Raw genomic sequence first — 15,122 nt, 5'->3', positions numbered from 1 at the left:
TGCAAGAGCTCGCAATGACCGGGTGAGAGCGCGCGGTCCATCGAATAAAAACCCCGCAGCTCGCGCCGCGGGGTTTTGTCTTGTGTCGTTTGCGGCTCAGTGCGCCAGAATCGCCAGCAGCAAGAGCGCCACGATGTTGGTAATCTTGATCATCGGGTTCACCGCCGGACCCGCCGTGTCCTTGTAGGGATCGCCGACGGTGTCGCCGGTCACGGCCGACTTGTGGGCATCACTGCCCTTGCCGCCGTAATGGCCGTCCTCGATGTATTTCTTGGCGTTGTCCCAGGCGCCGCCGCCCGAGGTCATGGAGATCGCGACGAACAGGCCCGTCACGATCACGCCGAGCAACATCGCGCCGACGGCCGAGAACGCCGCCGACTTGCCGGCCGCGCCGCCGCCCGCGATGGCGTAGATCAGGAAGTAGACCACGATCGGCGACAGCACCGGCAACAGCGAGGGAATGATCATCTCCTTGATCGCCGCCTTGGTGAGCAGATCGACCGCCTTGCCATAGTCCGGCTTGTCGGTGCCCTGCATGATGCCCGGTTTCTCGCGGAACTGACGGCGTACCTCTTCCACGATCGCGCTGGCGGCACGGCCCACGGCCGTCATGCCCATCGCGCCGAACAGGTACGGCAGCAGACCGCCGAACAACAGGCCCACCACCACGTACGGATTGTTGAGCGAGAAGTCCGGATTGACGCCCTTGAAGTAGACGTGGTTCGCGGAGTCAGCGATGAAGAATTTGAGGTCCTGGTTATAGGCCGCAAACAGCACCAGCGCGCCGAGACCGGCGGAGCCGATCGCGTAGCCCTTGGTCACCGCCTTGGTGGTGTTGCCGACCGCGTCGAGTGCGTCGGTCGACTTGCGCACTTCCTTCGGCAGGCCCGCCATCTCGGCGATGCCGCCGGCGTTGTCCGTCACCGGACCGAAGGCGTCGAGCGCGACAATCATGCCGGCCAGCGCCAGCATCGTGGCGGTCGCGATCGCGATGCCGAACAGGCCGGCGAGGCTGTAGGTCACGAGGATGCCCGCGATGATGACGATCGCGGGCAGAGCGGTCGCCTCCATCGAGATCGCAAGGCCCTGGATCACGTTGGTGCCGTGGCCGGTGACCGATGCGGCCGCGATCGACTTCACCGGGCGATAGTCTGTGCCGGTGTAGTATTCGGTGATCCAGATGATCAGCGCGGTAACGACGAGGCCGACGATGCCACACTCGAACAGCGACATGCCGGTATAGTCGACGCCGTCGAGCTTGCCGAAGCCGATCAGATAGTAGATCACGCCGGCGATGCCGATCAGCGACAGGACCCCGGTTGCGATCAGGCCCTTGTAGAGCGCGCCCATGATCGACTGGCTCGGCCCGAGCTTCACGAAGAACGTGCCGATGATCGAGGTGATGATGCAGATGCCGCCGATGGCGAGCGGCAGCGTCATCATGTTGGAGAGGATCGGCGTCTTGGCGAAGAAGATCGCCGCGAGCACCATGGTGGCGACCGCGGTCACCGCATAGGTCTCGAACAGGTCGGCGGCCATGCCGGCGCAGTCACCGACGTTGTCACCGACGTTGTCGGCGATCGTGGCGGGGTTGCGCGGATCATCCTCCGGGATACCTGCCTCGACCTTGCCGACGAGATCGCCGCCGACGTCCGCACCCTTGGTGAAGATGCCGCCGCCGAGACGGGCGAAGATCGAGATCAGCGACGCGCCGAACCCGAGCGCCACCAGGGCGTCGACCACGGTGCGGCTATCGGGCGCGAGCTTCAGCGCGTGGACCAGGAAGCCGAAATAGAGCGTCACGCCGAGCAGCGCGAGACCCGCCACCAGCATGCCGGTGATGGCACCCGCCTTGAAGGCGAGCTCGAGGCCGCCGGCGAGCGACTTCGTCGCAGCCTGGGCGGTGCGCACGTTGGCGCGGACCGAGACGTTCATGCCGATGAATCCGGCCGCCCCCGACAGGATGGCGCCGATCAAAAAGCCGATCGCGACATAAAGCCCAAGGAAATAGGCGAGCAGCACGAAGATAACGATGCCGACGATGCCGATCGTGGTGTACTGGCGCCGGAGATACGCTTGTGCGCCTTCACGCACAGCTCCCGCGATCTCCTGCATGCGCGGTGACCCCGCATCCGCACTCAACACCGAAGACGTCGCCCAAATCGCGTAGACGACGGAAAGCACTCCGCAGAGCACAATCAACCATAATGCTGTCATTTGATTTTTGCCTCAGATCCTTGATGTACGTACCCCCGGCGCCTTTTGTTTTTCCGTCAAGCGGTGCGGCGCCCTTATGTTGAACAGGGCCGCCCCATGCACGAAGGGGTGGCCCCAGTCGGTCACAAGCTTGCCAAAATCAAATTGAGGGTGCAACGCCGGATGAGGCCGAAAAAGCCGATCTCGGCAAGTATTTAGACCTGATCCCGCGCGCCCGGCGGGCGGCCCGGCGCAATTCCTAGAAGTGGCTGTAGGACAGACGCTTCAAGGCCAACTCCTGACCCTGCCCATCCAGGAAGCGCGGCCGCTCACGGCCCGCGACGATGGTGCCGATCGCCGTGACGGCAAGGCCCACCGCCCGCCCCGCTTCCACCAGCGCTTCGCTCTGATCCGGCGGGACCGTGCACAGCACCTCGTAATCATCGCCCCCGGCAAGCAGCGTCTCAACACAAATGGCGCTGCGCGCGACGAGGCCTGCCGCCGCGGCCGAGAGCGGCACGCTCGCCGCATTGACCGTGGCGGAGACGGCGGACGCCGCGCAGAGCTTCGTCAGGTCGCCGGCGAGCCCGTCGGACACGTCCATCGCCGCTGTCGCGTGGTCGCGCACGGCCTGCGCCAGCACATTGCGCGGCTGAGGGATCCGATAGCGCGAGATCAGCGCCTCTCTTGCAGCTGGATCGGACGCAAGCGCTGCGGCCGCCGCCCCGCCGGTGAGCACGTCGAGGCCGAGCGCGGCATCGCCGATCGTCCCCGTCACCAGGATGACATCGCCCGGCCGCGCGCCGGTGCGGCCGACCATCCGCCCCTTCGGCACGCGGCCGAAGGCGGTAATCGAGATCATCTGGGGTCCCGGCGTCGACACCGTGTCGCCACCGAGCAGCGGGCAGGCGAAGCTCTTGGCGTCCTCGCCGAGCGCATCCGCAAACGGCCTGAGCCAGGCATCCTCCTTGCTGCGCAGCGCCAGCGTCAGCACGAAGCCGGCGGGCACAGCCCCCTTGGCGGCGAGATCGGACAGGTTCACCCGCAGCGCCTTGCGCGCGATGGTGTCGGGTGGATCGGTAGCAAGATAATGCACGCCCTCGACCACGGCATCGGTGGTCACGACGATGTCGTCGCCGGACGAGGACAGGATCGCAGCATCATCAATCAGCCCCAAGGCACCGGGATCGGTCGCCAGCGGCCTGAAATAGCGCGCGATGAGGGAGTCTTCGGCGGAGGGATTGTGCAGAATGGTCATCAGCGTCAACCCAACATATCGCTGTCATCGCCCGGCTTGACCGGGCGATCCAGTATTCCAGAGACGTTCGTATGAAATCGATAGGCCGCGGCGTACTGGATGCCCCGCCTTCGCTGGGCATGACACCGGAGTATGCGGCACCCGCATCGCATCACTTCACCGCCCTGCGTCTTGTCCTACCCCCGCCCGAACTCGTCACTGCGAAACTGGCGGCCGATCTGGTCGAGCACGGCGTTGACCATGCCGGTCTCCTCGCGGTCGACGAAGGCATTGGCGACGTCGACATATTCGGAGACCACGACACGGCCCGGCACGTCCTTGCGGTGCTGGAGCTCATAGGCCCCTGCCCGCAACACCGCGCGCAGGATCGCCTCGATCCGCTTCAGCGGCCAGCCCTTCGATAGCGCCTCGTCGATCAGAGGATCGAGCTTCTTCTGGTCGCGCACGACGCCGGAGACGACGTCACGGAAGAATGCGGCTTCCGCCGGCAGGTAAGTATCGCCCTCGACCTCGTTGCCGAGCCAGTGGCTCTCGAACTCCGCAAAGATGTCGTTGATGCCGGCGCCGGCGATGTCCATCTGATAGAGCGCCTGGACCGCCGCGAGCCGTGCGGCACCGCGCCGGTTCGCCTTCTTCTCCGTCAGCCCCGCCGGTTTCTTGATGTCAGCCATCGCTCAGGCCCGCGCCGTGCGGCGTTTGATGCGCAGCATCGCAAGTGCTGCGCGCGCGGCATCGCCGCCCTTGTTGAGCTCGCTGGCGCGCGCCCGCGCCCAGGCCTGGTCCTCATTGTTGACGGTGAGAATGCCGTTGCCGAGCGGCAGCTTTCGCGCCACCGCGAGATCCATCAGCGCGCGCGAGGATTCCTGCGAGACGATCTCGAAATGGATGGTATCGCCGCGGATGACGCAGCCGAGCGCGATCACTGCGTCATATGGCGTGCCATTGGCCGCAGCGGCATCGACCGCGATCGCCACCGCCGCCGGGATCTCCAGCGCGCCGGGAACCGTGATGACGTCATGCGTCAGGCCAGCTGCCTTCAGTTCGGTGACTGCGCCGTCCAGAAGCGCGTCCTGGAGATCGTCATAGAACCGCGCCTCGACAATCAGCGCACGCGCGCCGGAAATGTCGGTCTGGTCCTTCAGGAGTGCGCGCCGCGCGTCTGCCATCGTCTCAATCCGTTTCGTGAAATCGTCTCTTGGGTCGGCGCGTTATGTAGTCGCCGCACGCGGGTAAGCCAGTTAGAAACTGTCATTCCGGGTCTGGTCCCTGCGGACCGTCCCGGAAATGACGGCTACGCCGTCATCTCCGTCAGCCGCGCCGCATAGCGGGCCATCAAATCGACCTCGATATTGACCTCGGCGCCCGTCTTCCAGGCGCCGATCGTCGTGACATCGAGCGTATGCGGAATGATCAGCACCGAAAAGGCCACATCCTTCACCGTATTGACCGTCAGCGAGACGCCGTCGAGGGTGATCGAGCCCTTGGTGGCGATGAAGCGCGCCAGCTCCCGCGTGGTGCAGAGCTCGAACCGTGCCATATCGGGCAGGTCCTCGCGGCTGACGATGGTTGCGATGCCATCGGCATGGCCGGCGACGATGTGACCGCCGAGCTCGTCGCCGATCTTGAGCGCACGCTCGAGATTGAGCCGCGTACCGAGCTTCCAGTGCTTTGCGGTCGTCAGCGCCAGCGTCTCGGCGGCGGCATCGACGTCAAACCAGGTTTTGCCTGCGGCGATGCCCGAGGCGACGACAGTGAGGCAGACGCCGTTGCAGGCGATCGAGGCGCCGTCGGCAATGGTGGTCTGATCGTAGCCGCAGGCGATACGCAGCCGGTGCAACTGCCCCTGTGCCACGGGCTTAAAGCTGACGATCTCGCCGATATCGGTGACAATGCCGGTGAACATGTTAGGCGCGCTCGTAGATGGTGAGAGTATCGCGGTCGAATGTCTCGCTAGCATGAACCCTGTAGGCCTGCGACTGCGTGATTTTCGACAGGGGCAATGCATCGAGCGCATCGACCCCGCCAGCGCCGACCTCTTCCGCTCCGCGGAACAGCCAGATCGCGTCGACAAGATCGGCGGACACGAACGAAGCCGCAACGCGGCTGCCGCCCTCGACCATCAGCCGTGTGATGCCTTTGTCAGCGAGCGCATCCAGCACGGTCGCAAGATCGAGCCCGGCTCCTCCGCCCGGCGATACGCGGATCACCTGCGTGCCGGCAGCACCAAGGCGCGTCGCCGCGGCAGCTTCTGCGAGTTCGGAGCTGACGACCCAGAGCGGCGTCTCCCGGGCAGAACGAACAAGCTGGCTGGCGGTCGGAATGCGCAAATTCCGGTCGAGCACGACGCGCATGGGAGAACGCGCTTCCATGCCCGGCAGGCGGCAATTGAGCTGCGGATCGTCCGCCAGCACCGTGCCGATGCCGACCAGGATGGCATCGCTCGAGGCGCGCAACAGATGCACGCGGTTACGCGCAGCTTCGCCCGTAATCGCGATCGGCGTCCCGCCGGCAGCGCCGATCTTGCCGTCAGGTGAAACCGCCAGCTTCAGGATCACGTGCGGACGCTTGTCGCAGATGCGGCGGAAATGCCCGGCATGGTCGAACGCGGCCTCCGCCGCACACAGGCCCACATCCACGGCAATGCCGGCCGCGCTCAATCGCGCATGGCCACGCCCCGCCACGTCCGGATTGGGATCCTCGATCGCCGCCACCACCCGCTTGATGCCGGCCGCGATCACCGCGTCGGCGCAAGGCGGCGATTTGCCGAAATGCGAGCATGGCTCGAGCGTGACATAGAGCGTGGCACCGCGTGCCGCCTCGCCGGCCCGCCGTAACGCCTCAGGCTCCGCATGCGGGCGCCCACCCGGCTGCGTCCAGCCACGACCGACGATGACACCGTCCTTGACGATCACGGCGCCGACGGCTGGATTGGGCCAGGTCCGCCCCTGCCCGCGCCTCCCCAACGCCAGCGCAAGCTGCATGAAGCGGCGATCGGAATCCTTGGTCTCGCGGATCTTCCGGGCGAACTGATCCTCCAGGATGCGGAAGATCATTTGCGGATCGCGGCGAGCCGCGCTTCCTCCTCACCGGAGAGCTCGCCGAGCACATCGGCGAAATCCTTGGCCTCGCGGAAATTGCGGTAGACGGAGGCGAAGCGCACATAGGCGACGTCGTCGAGCGTACGCAGATGCTCCATCACGGTCTCACCGATCACCTCGGAGGAAATCTCGGCCTCGCCGCCGGTCTCGAGCTCGCGCACGATGGTGGAGACCATCTTCTCCACCCGCTCGGGTTCGACCTGCCGCTTGCGCAAGCTGATCGATACCGAGCGCATCAGCTTGTCGCGATCGAACGGCACGCGGCGGCCGTTGCGCTTGATCACCGTGAGCTCGCGCAACTGCACGCGCTCGAAGGTGGTGAAGCGAAAATTGCAGGCGACGCACACGCGCCGCCTGCGGATGACGGAGGAATCCTCGGTCGGACGCGAGTCCTTTACCTGCGTATCGAGACTGTTGCAGTTCGGGCAGCGCATCCGTGTACCTTGACCAGTTTACTTGGACCTTACGGATAGATCGGGAATCGGTCGGTGAGCGCCTTGACCCGTTCCTTGATCGCGGCCTCGACCAGCGGCGCCTTGCCATCGTCGGACTGCGCAATCGCGTTGAGGACCTCGGCGATCATGCCGCCAACCTGCTGGAATTCGGCGACGCCGAAGCCGCGGGTCGTCGCCGCAGGCGTGCCGAGACGCAGGCCCGAGGTGACGAACGGCTTTTCGGGGTCGAACGGAATGCCGTTCTTGTTGCAGGTGATGGCGGCGCGGACCAGCGCCTTCTCCGAGACGTTGCCCTTCAGACCCTTCGGCCTGAGGTCAACCAGCATCAGATGGTTATCGGTGCCGCCCGAGACAATATCGAAGCCATGGCTCTTCAGCGTCTCGGCCAGCGCCTTGGCGTTCTCGACGACGTTCTTCGCGTAGACCTTGAAGTCCGGACGCAGCGCCTCACCGAAGGCAACCGCCTTGGCCGCGATCACATGCATCAGCGGGCCGCCCTGCAGGCCGGGGAAGATCGCCGAGTTCAGCTTCTTCGCGAGCACCTCGTCATTGCTGAGGATCAGGCCTCCGCGCGGACCGCGCAGCGATTTGTGCGTCGTGGTTGTGGTGACATGGGCATGCGGCACCGGCGAGGCATGCACGCCGCCGGCGACGAGGCCCGCAAAGTGCGCCATGTCGACCAGCAGATAAGCGCCAACCGAATCCGCGATCTCGCGGAAACGCTTGAAGTCCCAGGCGCGCGAATAGGCCGAGCCGCCGGCGACGATCAACTTCGGCTTGACCTCTTCGGCCTGCTTGGCGACCGCGTCCATGTCGATGATCTGGTCGTCGCGGCGCACGGTGTAGTGCGCGGCCTTGAACCATTTGCCGCTCATGTTGACGGGCGAGCCATGGGTGAGATGGCCGCCGGCCGCGAGATCGAGGCCCATGAAGGTGTCGCCGGGCTGGAGCAGCGCCAGGAACACCGCCTGGTTCATCTGGCTGCCGGAGTTCGGCTGCACGTTGGCGAAGTTGGCGCCGAACAGCTTCTTGGCGCGATCGATCGCGAGGTTCTCGGCGACGTCGACCCACTCACATCCGCCGTAGTAGCGCGCGCCCGGATAACCCTCCGCGTATTTGTTGGTCATCACCGAACCCTGCGCTTCCAGCACGGCCCGGCTGACGATGTTCTCGGAGGCGATCAGCTCGACTTCATGGCGCTGCCGGCCGAGCTCGCCCTTGATGGCGGCGGCGATTTCCGGATCGGCCTGCTCGAGCGAGGCGGTGAAAAACGAATCGGGCGCTGAGGCGGTCTTGGCGAAGGTCATCTTGCGAATATCTCCACCGCCGCAGCCTTTTGGCGGGCTGCGGGCGGTCTGGTGTGGTGATCGGAAGCGGCGAGCGCGATCTACCACATCGCCCGCCCCCGGCCAAGCATTTGCGGGTCGGGCGCGATATTTATGCAAGATATGGTGGGATTGAAGGATTTCGGGCCGCGGACGGTTTTCTTGAACCGCCCCGATCCGATCATCCTTAAAGAGCCCGCTTTGGACCCTAAATGGCTCGTTGGCGTCTGCCGGACTTCCCCTACAGCCCGGTATACCCCGCCTTCACGGGGTCCACGCTGCCGTCGAGCTGGCGCAAATAGGTCAGGCCGCACACCGTCAACCGCTGGGGGTCCTTCTCGCCGGCTTCCATCAAGGTGTTCAGGTAGTTCGTCACTTTGGCTCGCGCCTCTGCGCTCGCCGCGGACGTGCGGTTGGCGAGCAGATCATAGGTCTGCATGATGCGGTCGATGGCGGCTTCCATGGCACCCTGGTTCACTGGGATTTTGGGAGTCTTGATCAGGCGGCTCGGGCACCGGACCCCGCCTCGAACCTGACAATGGCCTTGTTGGCGAGCCTGATCTTGTTGAATTCGCCGTGCTGGAGCAGCTTGATGATAGTCTCAAGCAGGCGCTCATTAGTGGCGAGCGTGTCGGGGATCGCGCCCGAGCGGCGGAGGTAATTCGCGGCGATCGCGTAGGAATCGCTCACGAGCTCGATGTTCGCAGCCTGCAACCCGCGTTCAACCAGCATCGCATCCTCCGATCCGGCGAGATAACCGCAAGGCAGGGAACTGGTTCCGCCGGACCGTCGATTTTTTTTCGCAACCGCGAGACGACAAAACGCACCGGTCCGGACAGAAGCCGGGCCGGCGCGCTTGGGGAAGTCCAGGTAGGTTCGGCAGACACTTTCGGGTCGGCTTGCCGGTCTTGTTTTGAGCCGGCTTGGCCAAATCCCTTCGAAAACTCAGAGCCGATACAGGATCTGGTCGGTCCAGAACCGCTCGAGGCGGTGCAACGACTTGTTCAGGGTCGAGAACTCCTCGCCCGAGATGCCGCCGACCTGTTCAACGGTCTTGACGTGCTTCTGGTAGAGCGAGTCGACGATGCGGCGGACTTCCTGGCCCTGCGGCGTCAGGCGGATGCGCACCGACCGGCGATCGACGCGCGAGCGCTGATGATCGAGAAAGCCGAGCTCGACGAGCTTCTTCAGATTGTAGGAAACGTTGGAGCCGAGATAGTAACCGCGCGTGCGCAGTTCGCCCGCGGTCAGCTCCTTGTCTCCGATGTTATAGAGCAGGAGCGCCTGCACGGAATTGATGTCGGCGCGGCCACGACGATCGAACTCGTCCTTGATCACGTCGAGGAGACGGCGATGCAGCCGCTCCACCAGAGTCAATGCTTCCAGATAGAGCGACTGCACCGAACCCTGCGGGCCCGAAACGCGCTCTGCGGTATCTGCCGCAGTTGCGACGGCTTTCATCATGACACTTCCCCTGTTGTCGTTTTTATCGACACTCATTCGACGAAACTTGTGTCCCGCCTGATAGGTGCAACTTAAGGGGGGCGTTTGAAGATCGGCTTAAATAAGAGAATAAAGAGATCATGAATTTAAGACAGTGAATTGCGGATTAAGCCTGTACCACAAGGGCTTTTCGCAACCCTCTGTTGACCGTCGCAAGGTCCTGTTCACCCTCCGTCCGCACGTTCTGTCGCATTCCAGAACAGCCCCGCCCCGTTTCGAAACGGACGCTTAGGAGCTGTGGCGGATATCGCGAGGTCAACGAAAACTTACCTCGAATTTTACGCAAGGAGTGGTCAACCAAACGCGCGTTCTCATGTCCCGGACAAGCGCAGCGAAGATCCGGGAGCCAGAAGCCAGAGCTTCGGTTGTGCAGACATGGGCCCTGGCTCTGCAACGCATCACGCCGCAGATGCGGCGCGCTGCATCGCGTCCGGGGCACGAGAGTTCGCTATGGCGGCCGTTCGCGCGCAGCCATCCAGGCGAGCGCAAGATAGGCAGCGAGCATGAAGGCCTCGACGCCGACCACGACCAGGCTGCCGCCATAGATGCCGGGAAACATCAGCTCGATCACCGCCATCGAGACCACGGTCGTGAGCCACACCACCGCGCCCCAGGGCGTGGCGAGCCAGAGGCCGACGGCGGCGACGAGCTCGATCACGGCGAAGTAGATGGTCGAGGCCTGCCAGGCCATCGACTGGTTCTCGAACGCCTCGTCCTCGCCGCCGACGAAACCCGTCACCTGCGCCCAGTGATAGAGCCCCTTCAGGATCGACAGTAGCGCCATCACCCGCAGGAACAGCACCAGCCGGCGCGTCCAGACATTGTCGTCGGACTCCTGCCGTTTCGACGAGATCGCGGCCACCGACATCGCGTTGTCGCGGGCGCTGTCTCTGATGGCGTCCCTGGCTGGCGCTGTCGCGGGTCGCATCGCGGGTTGATATCTCGGACATGGTCCCCTTCTGGCTGTTTCGCCCCGCAAAATCAATCGGCAGCGCAGGTCGATTCAATTCTGCCTTGCGGCGGGTCAAGCCGCGGTGACGGGAACCATGCGAACTGGTATAAGAATAATTCCAGCCGGAGGAAGAGTGATGGCGATCAAATACGGACGTCCGATCGAACTGCGCGAGGTCGCGCGCGGGACTGGTGCAGCTGTGCCCCATGCGCTCGATCTGACCGTCCGCCCTCGCCGCAATCGCAAGGCCGAATGGGCCCGGCGCATGGTGCGCGAGAACGTGCTCACCACCGACGACCTGATCTGGCCGCTGTTTTTGATCGACGGCAGCAACAAGCGCGAGCAGATCGCCTCGATGCCCGGCGTCGAGCGTCTCAGCGTCGACCAAGCCGTGCGCGAGGCCGAGCGCGCCATGAAGCTGACGATCCCCTGCCTTGCACTGTTTCCCTACACCGACCTGTCCTTGCGCGACGAGGAAGGCTCGGAAGCGACCAACCCGAACAATCTGGTCTGCCAGGCGGTGCGCGCGATCAAGAAAGAGTTTCCCGATCTCGGCATCCTCTGCGACGTTGCGCTGGATCCCTTCACCAGCCACGGCCATGACGGCCTGATCGCCGACGGCAAGATTTTGAACGACGAGACGGTCGCCGTGCTTGTGCGTCAGGCGCTGGTGCAGGCCGAGGCCGGCTGCGACATCATTGCCCCCTCGGACATGATGGACGGCCGCGTCGCGGCGATCCGCGAGGCGCTTGACCGCACCGGCCTGCTCGACGTGCAGATCATGGCCTATGCGGCCAAATATGCCTCCGCCTTCTACGGCCCGTTCCGCGACGCGATCGGCTCAGCCAAGACGCTCACCGGCGACAAGCGCACCTACCAGATGGACAGCGCCAACACCGACGAAGCGCTGCGCGAAGTCGAGCTCGACATCTCCGAAGGTGCCGACATGGTGATGGTGAAGCCGGGCATGCCCTATCTCGACGTGGTGCGCCGCGTGAAGGACACGTTTGCGATGCCGACCTTCGCCTACCAGGTCTCCGGCGAATACGCGATGATCGCTGCCGCCGCCAACAACGGCTGGCTCGACGGCGACCGCGCGATGATGGAGAGCCTCTTGGCCTTCAAGCGCGCCGGCGCGGATGGTGTGCTCAGCTATTTTGCGCCGAAGGCGGCGGAGAAGCTGCGCAGCCAAGGATAAGCTCTTGTAACCAGTGGGCGTATCTCACGCGTCGCGGTGACGCCTCCCCCGCCCCCGAATCGCCGGAATATTTCGGCTTGTTAACCTCTGCGCACCCTTGGCAGGGGAATAGCCTGTTCCCATGTCCTGCCACGGGAGTTTTCCCTGGGAGGACGGACGATGTCTTATGACTCGGGTGGTTCAGGCGCCTGGCGCAGTGATGGCGCGGCTCACGCCTACGATCCCTATCTGCATCCGGAACTGTTCCGCGGTGTCGCGACGCGGCGGGTGTTCGCGTTCCTGATCGACATGGTCGTGATCTCCGTTCCCGTCATTCTCGGCTACCTCTTCATCGCGGTGTTCGGCGTGGTGACGCTCGGCATCGGCTGGGCGCTGTTCTGGCTGGCCTGGCCCGCCTCCGTGGTCTGGGCCATCGTCTATTATGGCGCCTGCGTCGGCGGTCCCTCGTCCGCGACGATCGGGATGCGGATCATGGACCTTGAGTTACGCACCTGGTACGGCGCGCCCGGCTACTTTGTCCTCGGCGCCACCCATGCCGTGCTGTTCTGGGTGACGGTGTCGTTCCTGTCGCCGTTCGTCGTGCTGGTCGGCCTGTTCAACGGCCGCCGGCGCCTGTTGCAGGATTTCGTGCTGGGAACGGTCGTGATCAACAATTCCGTTCGGGCGCCCGCGCCCCAGACGGCAAGGACCTATTGAGGACCCGGCGATCAAGGACCTACTAACCAGGATCCGCTAAGCTGACTGATCTGACCTGCCGAGCGGACCGATTGACCCGGAGCTTTCGTAGCGCGATGCTGACACTTACTTTGGAGGCCCACGACGTCCCTTGACCCAGCACTCGCGCGACACCCCACAATTTTACCTCACGGCGCCGTCCCCCTGCCCGTATCTGCCGGGCCGGCATGAGCGCAAGGTGTTCACGCACCTCGTGGGTGAGCGCGCGGGCGACCTCAACGATCTCCTGACCCATGGCGGGTTCCGCCGCAGCCAGTCGATCGCCTACCGACCGGCCTGTGACCAGTGCCGGGCCTGCGTGTCGGTCCGCGTGGTCGCCAACGAGTTCCGCCCGTCCCGCAACTTCCGCAAGGTGATGGCGCGCAACGCCGACATCATTGGCGAGCAGCGCAGCGCGGTCCCGACCTCCGAGCAATATTCGGTGTTCCGCGCCTATCTCGATGCCCGCCACCGCCATGGCGGCATGGCCGACATGACCGTGCTCGATTACGCCATGATGGTTGAGGACAGCCATGTCGAGACCCGCATCATCGAGTACCGCAAGCGCGGTCCCGACAGCGGCATCACCGGCCGTGGCGAGGAGCTGATCGCGGTCGCGCTGACCGACGTGCTCAGCGACGGCCTCTCGATGGTCTATTCGTTCTTCGAGCCGGGCCAGGTCAGCCGCTCGATGGGCACCTTCATGATCCTCGACCACATCGCCGCGCCCGCGCGGCAAGGCCTGCCCTACGTCTATCTCGGCTACTGGATCGAAGGCTCCAAGAAGATGGACTACAAGGCCCGCTTCCTGCCGCAACAGCGGCTGGCCCCGTCCGGCTGGCTGCGGGTGGACGCGCAAGGAGACGCCGCGTCCGAGCCGCAGGATTGAGGTTGCGAATGGTGGGTAGCGAGTACGAATTGAACAAACGCGGCTCGCTAGTCGCCACTCACTACTCGCCAGTCACCCGAACAGCGTATCCGCCAGCAGCTTCAGGTTCAAAACCACGATCACGCCCGCAACGATCCAGGCGATCGCCGCGACGTATGCTGGAACCGCGAACTGCCCCATCTTGCGGCGGTCGGAGACGAAGCGGACCAGCGGGATCACCGCGAAGGGCAGCTGCATCGACAGCACGACCTGGCTGAACACCAGCAGATCCGCGGTGCCGCGCTCGCCATAGAGCGCGGTAACGACAATCACCGGAACGATCGCAATGCCGCGCGTCACCAGGCGGCGCGCCCAGCTCGGCAGGCGCAAATCGAGAAAGCCCTCCATCACGATCTGACCGGCCAGCGTCGCCGTCACGGTTGAATTCAGGCCGGATGCGAGCAGCGCCACCGCGAACAATGTCGAGGCGATACCGAGGCCGAGCAGCGGCGACAGCAGCTCAAAAGCCTGGCCGATCTCGGCGACGTCGGAATGGCCGCTCGTGTGGAAGGTCGCCGCGGCGACCACGAGGATCGCGGCGTTGATAAACAACGCCAGCATCAGGGCGATGGTCGAGTCCGTCGTCGCCCATTTGATCGCCTCGCGCCGGCCGGTGTCGTTGCGCTCATAGGCGCGCGTCTGCACGATCGAGGAGTGCAGATAAAGATTATGCGGCATCACCGTTGCGCCGATGATGCCGATCGCAATGTAGAGCATCTCGGGGTTGGTGAAGATCTCGGCCTTCGGCACAAATCCCCTGAGCATCTCGGCAACCGGCGGCGCTGCCGCGGCAAGCTGGACCGTGAAGCAGGCAGCGATCACGACCAGCAGCGCGATGACGAAGGCCTCGAGGAAACGGAAGCCACGATTCATCAGGATGAGAAGCAGGAAGGCGTCCAGCGCAGCGATCAGCGCGCCGCCGACCAGGGAATGCCGAACAGCAGCTTGAGCGCGATCGCGGTGCCGATCACCTCGGCGAGATCGCAGGCGATGATCGCTGCTTCGCAGGCGAGCCAGAGCATGAAGTTCGTCGCGGGCGAATAGGTCGCGCGGCAGGCCTGCGCGAGATCGCGATCGGTAACGATCCCGAGCCGCGCCGCCAAGGACTGCAGCAGGATCGCCATCAAGTTCGAGAGCAGGATGACCGAGAGCAGCGTGTAGCCGAACTTCGATCCGCCGGCGAGGTCGGTCGCCCAGTTGCCGGGGTCCATGTAGCCGACCGAGACCATATAGCCCGGCCGACAAAGGCCAGCAGCCGCCGCCACCATGCCCCCGCTGCGGGGATGGTCACCGTGGCGTTCACCTCGGCCAGGCTCTTGGTGGTCGGCGCATCGTTGTTGCCAGCCGGTGGCTTCAGGGGTCAGATCGGGCGATCGGGCATCCATGCTGGCACAATACCCATGTCGGACCTTATTGCAACTCATTTGCAACTGCATCTAGCCGCATCGGTTCCCGGAGCCCTGTCGGGAAGCGGGTGGGTTTGGCCGTCCCACGG

At 64.5% G+C, this 15,122-nt stretch carries 15 protein-coding genes and 1 pseudogene; 3 read left to right on the top strand and 13 right to left on the bottom strand.

Annotated elements, in window-relative coordinates:
• Positions 1 to 96: 96 nt before the first annotated feature.
• The 12 genes from ACTGJ9_RS22680 to ACTGJ9_RS22625 form a co-directional block, all read right to left on the bottom strand.
• On the bottom strand, positions 97 to 2,217 hold the full coding sequence (locus tag ACTGJ9_RS22680; RefSeq protein ID WP_456672908.1) for a sodium-translocating pyrophosphatase: 2,121 nt from the start codon (positions 2,215 to 2,217) through the stop codon (positions 97 to 99).
• Positions 2,218 to 2,455: 238 nt separating this feature from the next.
• A complete protein-coding gene (thiL, locus tag ACTGJ9_RS22675) occupies positions 2,456 to 3,454 on the bottom strand; it encodes a thiamine-phosphate kinase (protein ID WP_456672907.1) in 999 nt (332 codons plus the stop codon).
• A 176-nt stretch (positions 3,455 to 3,630) separates the two neighbouring features.
• Positions 3,631 to 4,125 (bottom strand): transcription antitermination factor NusB, encoded by a 495-nt coding sequence (gene nusB / locus ACTGJ9_RS22670; RefSeq protein ID WP_456672906.1) that lies wholly within the window; start codon positions 4,123 to 4,125, stop codon positions 3,631 to 3,633.
• A gap of 3 nt (positions 4,126 to 4,128) precedes the next feature.
• Positions 4,129 to 4,620 (bottom strand): 6,7-dimethyl-8-ribityllumazine synthase, encoded by a 492-nt coding sequence (gene ribH / locus ACTGJ9_RS22665; RefSeq protein ID WP_456672905.1) that lies wholly within the window; start codon positions 4,618 to 4,620, stop codon positions 4,129 to 4,131.
• 125 nt (positions 4,621 to 4,745) lie between these two features.
• Positions 4,746 to 5,357: a riboflavin synthase gene (locus ACTGJ9_RS22660; RefSeq protein ID WP_456672904.1), complete on the bottom strand. Its 612-nt coding sequence runs from the start codon at positions 5,355 to 5,357 to the stop codon at positions 4,746 to 4,748.
• Between the two features lies 1 nt (position 5,358).
• Positions 5,359 to 6,507, bottom strand: coding sequence for a bifunctional diaminohydroxyphosphoribosylaminopyrimidine deaminase/5-amino-6-(5-phosphoribosylamino)uracil reductase RibD (gene ribD / locus ACTGJ9_RS22655; protein WP_456672903.1), 1,149 nt, complete (start codon positions 6,505 to 6,507; stop codon positions 5,359 to 5,361).
• Positions 6,504 to 6,986, bottom strand: a complete 483-nt coding sequence (gene nrdR, locus ACTGJ9_RS22650; protein WP_007603426.1) for a transcriptional regulator NrdR — start codon at positions 6,984 to 6,986, stop codon at positions 6,504 to 6,506. Before nrdR ends, ribD begins: the two co-directional genes overlap by 4 nt.
• Positions 6,987 to 7,015: 29 nt before the next feature.
• Positions 7,016 to 8,314 (bottom strand): serine hydroxymethyltransferase, encoded by a 1,299-nt coding sequence (glyA, locus tag ACTGJ9_RS22645; RefSeq protein ID WP_456672902.1) that lies wholly within the window; start codon positions 8,312 to 8,314, stop codon positions 7,016 to 7,018.
• Between the two features lie 259 nt (positions 8,315 to 8,573).
• A complete protein-coding gene (locus ACTGJ9_RS22640) occupies positions 8,574 to 8,795 on the bottom strand; it encodes a hypothetical protein (RefSeq protein WP_456672901.1) in 222 nt (73 codons plus the stop codon).
• Between the two features lie 35 nt (positions 8,796 to 8,830).
• Positions 8,831 to 9,064, bottom strand: a complete 234-nt coding sequence (locus tag ACTGJ9_RS22635) for a hypothetical protein (RefSeq protein ID WP_456672900.1) — start codon at positions 9,062 to 9,064, stop codon at positions 8,831 to 8,833.
• Positions 9,065 to 9,277: 213 nt separating this feature from the next.
• The gene (ldtR, locus tag ACTGJ9_RS22630) at positions 9,278 to 9,796 is read right to left on the bottom strand and encodes a transcriptional regulator LdtR (protein WP_027529973.1); all 519 of its coding nucleotides are present in this window, start codon (positions 9,794 to 9,796) and stop codon (positions 9,278 to 9,280) included.
• Between the two features lie 487 nt (positions 9,797 to 10,283).
• The gene (locus ACTGJ9_RS22625; protein ID WP_456672899.1) at positions 10,284 to 10,763 is read right to left on the bottom strand and encodes a DUF6163 family protein; all 480 of its coding nucleotides are present in this window, start codon (positions 10,761 to 10,763) and stop codon (positions 10,284 to 10,286) included.
• Between the two features lie 160 nt (positions 10,764 to 10,923).
• Here ACTGJ9_RS22625 and hemB point away from each other — a divergent pair, with 160 nt between their 5' ends.
• The 3 genes from hemB to ACTGJ9_RS22610 all read left to right on the top strand — a co-directional run bounded on the left by hemB (position 10,924) and on the right by ACTGJ9_RS22610 (position 13,588).
• Positions 10,924 to 11,985: a porphobilinogen synthase gene (gene hemB / locus ACTGJ9_RS22620; protein ID WP_456672898.1), complete on the top strand. Its 1,062-nt coding sequence runs from the start codon at positions 10,924 to 10,926 to the stop codon at positions 11,983 to 11,985.
• A gap of 159 nt (positions 11,986 to 12,144) precedes the next feature.
• Complete coding sequence (locus ACTGJ9_RS22615) at positions 12,145 to 12,681, top strand: RDD family protein (protein ID WP_456672897.1); 537 nt, start codon at positions 12,145 to 12,147, stop codon at positions 12,679 to 12,681.
• 130 nt (positions 12,682 to 12,811) lie between these two features.
• Complete coding sequence (locus tag ACTGJ9_RS22610) at positions 12,812 to 13,588, top strand: arginyltransferase (protein WP_456672896.1); 777 nt, start codon at positions 12,812 to 12,814, stop codon at positions 13,586 to 13,588.
• A gap of 72 nt (positions 13,589 to 13,660) precedes the next feature.
• Here ACTGJ9_RS22610 and ACTGJ9_RS22605 read toward each other — a convergent pair.
• Positions 13,661 to 15,012, bottom strand: a pseudogene (locus ACTGJ9_RS22605) (Nramp family divalent metal transporter).
• Positions 15,013 to 15,122 lie beyond the last annotated feature (110 nt).

Origin of the sequence: Bradyrhizobium sp. RDM12, assembly GCF_051917485.1 — a bacterium.
Lineage (GTDB): Bacteria > Pseudomonadota > Alphaproteobacteria > Rhizobiales > Xanthobacteraceae > Bradyrhizobium.
This window is presented reverse-complemented; position numbering and strand designations above follow the sequence as displayed.

What these genes read in the sequence shown, in the direction of transcription:
- ACTGJ9_RS22680 (WP_456672908.1), bottom strand. Translation starts at nt 2,217, where the DNA reads ATGACAGCATTATGGTTGATTGTGCTCTGCGGAGTGCTTTCCGTCGTC.
- thiL (WP_456672907.1), bottom strand. Translation starts at nt 3,454, where the DNA reads ATGACCATTCTGCACAATCCCTCCGCCGAAGACTCCCTCATCGCGCGC.
- nusB (WP_456672906.1), bottom strand. Translation starts at nt 4,125, where the DNA reads ATGGCTGACATCAAGAAACCGGCGGGGCTGACGGAGAAGAAGGCGAAC.
- ribH (WP_456672905.1), bottom strand. Translation starts at nt 4,620, where the DNA reads ATGGCAGACGCGCGGCGCGCACTCCTGAAGGACCAGACCGACATTTCC.
- ACTGJ9_RS22660 (WP_456672904.1), bottom strand. Translation starts at nt 5,357, where the DNA reads ATGTTCACCGGCATTGTCACCGATATCGGCGAGATCGTCAGCTTTAAG.
- ribD (WP_456672903.1), bottom strand. Translation starts at nt 6,507, where the DNA reads ATGATCTTCCGCATCCTGGAGGATCAGTTCGCCCGGAAGATCCGCGAG.
- nrdR (WP_007603426.1), bottom strand. Translation starts at nt 6,986, where the DNA reads ATGCGCTGCCCGAACTGCAACAGTCTCGATACGCAGGTAAAGGACTCG.
- glyA (WP_456672902.1), bottom strand. Translation starts at nt 8,314, where the DNA reads ATGACCTTCGCCAAGACCGCCTCAGCGCCCGATTCGTTTTTCACCGCC.
- ACTGJ9_RS22640 (WP_456672901.1), bottom strand. Translation starts at nt 8,795, where the DNA reads ATGGAAGCCGCCATCGACCGCATCATGCAGACCTATGATCTGCTCGCC.
- ACTGJ9_RS22635 (WP_456672900.1), bottom strand. Translation starts at nt 9,064, where the DNA reads ATGCTGGTTGAACGCGGGTTGCAGGCTGCGAACATCGAGCTCGTGAGC.
- ldtR (WP_027529973.1), bottom strand. Translation starts at nt 9,796, where the DNA reads ATGATGAAAGCCGTCGCAACTGCGGCAGATACCGCAGAGCGCGTTTCG.
- ACTGJ9_RS22625 (WP_456672899.1), bottom strand. Translation starts at nt 10,763, where the DNA reads ATGCGACCCGCGACAGCGCCAGCCAGGGACGCCATCAGAGACAGCGCC.
- hemB (WP_456672898.1), top strand. Translation starts at nt 10,924, where the DNA reads ATGGCGATCAAATACGGACGTCCGATCGAACTGCGCGAGGTCGCGCGC.
- ACTGJ9_RS22615 (WP_456672897.1), top strand. Translation starts at nt 12,145, where the DNA reads ATGTCTTATGACTCGGGTGGTTCAGGCGCCTGGCGCAGTGATGGCGCG.